Source organism: Cellulomonas septica (genome assembly GCF_012396155.1).
In the GTDB taxonomy this organism is placed as follows: Bacteria; Actinomycetota; Actinomycetes; order Actinomycetales; family Cellulomonadaceae; genus Cellulomonas; species Cellulomonas septica.
This window is the reverse complement of the sequence record NZ_JAAXOY010000524.1, coordinates 1-2,570: the sequence shown is the minus strand read 5'-3', so window position 1 is coordinate 2,570 and position 2,570 is coordinate 1. Positions and strand designations below refer to the sequence as shown.

Genomic DNA, 2,570 nt, shown 5'->3' with positions numbered 1-2,570 from the left:
AGCGGCAGGGCGGCCGACGCGGGACGCGACGGCTCGTCCGCGAGCTGCGGCACGACGTCGCCCGACGCCCGCGTCGCGGCCTCGTGCGCGGCGACCAGCACGTCCGTGATCTCCCGGCCCAGCAGCTCGTGCCGCTCGAGCAGGGCGTCGCGCAGCGCCTCGACCAGGTACCGGTGCCGCGACAGGAGCCGCCGCACGGTCGCGCGCGCGTCCTCGAGCACCTGCTCGAGCTGCTCACGTGCCCGCCCGTCGCTCACGACGGCGTCGACCAGCGGCTTCTCGGTCGCGAGGAACGACACGAGCGACCCGGTCATGCCGGCCGCGCCGACCATCTGCGCGGCGGTGCGCGTCGCCGCGGCGAGGTCGCTCGCGGGGCCGGTCGTCGTCTGGCCGAAGAACAGCTCCTCGGCGACCCAGCCGCCCATCGCGATCTGCACGAGCGCCCGCAGGTCGCCCTGCGACCGCGTCCAGACCTCCTCGCAGTCGCCGTGCGCGAGCAGCCCGAGCGACTCGCCGCGGCGGATGATCGTCAGCACCTCGAGCGACCGGTTCGGCGCGACGAGCCACGCGGTGACCGCGTGCCCGGCCTCGTGCGTCGCGATGAGCTCCTGCTCGGCGCGCGTGTACCGGACGGGCTGGCCGATGCCGACCATCTCGGTGATGCGGGCCGTCTCGACGTCCTGGAACGACATCGTCAGCGACCCGCGGCGCAGCGCGTTGACCAGCGCCTCGTCGAGCAGGTGCTCGATCATCACGGGCGTCCAGCCGTTCGTCGACGCGGCCACGCGGTCCCGGGCGACCGGGTCGTCGAGCTCGGCGTCGTGCGCGCGGCGGGTGAGGAAGTGGTCGACCAGGGCACGACGGCCGTGCGCGTCAGGCGCGGAGAACGTGAGCCGGCGGTCGAACCGGCCCGGCCGCAGCAGCGCGGGGTCGAGCGAGTCGGCGCGGTTCGTCGCGGCGATCAGCAGGATCGGGGCGCGTCCGGGGCGGCGCTGACGGATCTGGCGCGTCGCCGGGAGGAACAGGTTGACGGCCGACACCAGGCGGTTGACGAGCTTGTCGCCGCCCGTGGGCTCGTCGAACGACTGCATCTGCACGAGCAGCTCGTTGACGACGCCGCCCGTGCCCTCGCTCATGATCGCGTTCGTCACGACGCCCGGCGTACCGGCGGACGCCGCACCGACGAGGGTCCGCGACGACGACGCCCCGAGCATCCCGCCGCGACGCAGCGCGATCGCGTCGATCTCCTCGATGAACCCGATCGCCCCGCCCTCGGTGCGGGCCGCGCGGCGCAGCGCCCGGAAGTACGCGCGGATCTTGCGGGCCGTGGCGCCGTAGTACATCGACTGGAACGACGTCGCCGACACGAACAGGAACGGCACGCCCGCCTCGGCGGCCATCGCCTTCGCGGTCATCGTCTTGCCGGTGCCCGGCGCACCCTCGAACAGCAGGCCGCGCCGCGGGGTGCCGCCCATCTGGTCGGCGAACTGGCGGTGCGTCTGGAACAGGTCGATCGAGCGGCGCACGTCCTCCTTCACCGGGTCGATCCCGATGACGTCGTCGAGCCGCACGTCGACCTGCTCGGGCCGGTAGGTGAGGTGCGGCGACCGCGCGGACCCGACCTGCGTGCCGACGAGCAGGAGCAGCATCGCCGCGAAGAACAGGACCGGGACGAGGATCAGCGGGTCGACCGCCGGCAGCGACGGGAGCGGGTCGCGGCCCAGCAGCGCGCTCACGATCACGTACGCCTCGGCCGCCAGCACGACGGCCGCGAGCCGGTACACGCGACGACGACGCATGCGCTCGCGGTCGAGCGCGATGTCGTGCGCACCCTTGCGGATGGGGGAGACCAGCTCGTCCTCGTGCATGCGTCCGCCTTCCGTCGGCTCGGTCGCACCATCGTCAGCGCACGTCGGAGGCCCGGCAACATCGGACATACCGGACCACCCGAACGGACCAACCGGACGAACCGCGCGGCGCGGGCCCGCGTCAGGCGTCGGCGCGCAGGGTGCGGCGCAGCGACTCGACCTCGAGCGGGGTGAGCCCGAGCCCGTCCGCGAGGTACCCGTCGAACGACCCGAACCGGGCCGCGACGGTGTCGAGCGCGGCCCGCAGGTAGTCCTCCCGCACCTCGAGGAACGGCGAGACGAGGGCCGGGTCGCCGCCCGCGGCCTCGAGCTGCGCGAGCAGCGGCGCGAACGTCGTCCGGACCGCCGGGTTGACCGCGAGGAACTCGTCCGTCGCGCCGTCCTCGTCGACGCCGGCCGCGAGCAGCAGCACCGTCGCGGCCCACCCCGTGCGGTCCTTGCCCGCCGTGCAGTGGAACAGCACGGGAGTGCCCTGCGCGTCGATGACGGTGCGCGCGAACGTCGCGTAGCCCGCGAGCGCCGCCGGCGACGAGACGAGCCGCCGGTAGGTGGCGCGCATCTGCTCGGCGACGTCCATGCCGTCGAGCGTCTCGAGCAGCACCGCGGGACGGGTGAGGAGCGTCGCCGCCTGCGCGGCGGCGTTCCCGGGGAGGTCGGCGAGCACGTCGAGCTCGACGAGCCGCGCGCCCGCGGGCACCCGCT

The 2,570-nt window shown here is 74.4% G+C and carries 2 protein-coding genes; both read right to left on the bottom strand.

Annotated elements, in window-relative coordinates:
- The coding region (locus HGA02_RS16035) for an AAA family ATPase (RefSeq protein ID WP_246247916.1) at window positions 1–1,868 on the bottom strand (1,868 nt) is incomplete at its 3' end.
- 121 nt (window positions 1,869–1,989) lie between these two features.
- Window positions 1,990–2,570, bottom strand: a 581-nt coding sequence (locus tag HGA02_RS16030; RefSeq protein ID WP_168680090.1) for a tyrosine-protein phosphatase, incomplete at its 5' end; no start/stop codon positions are given.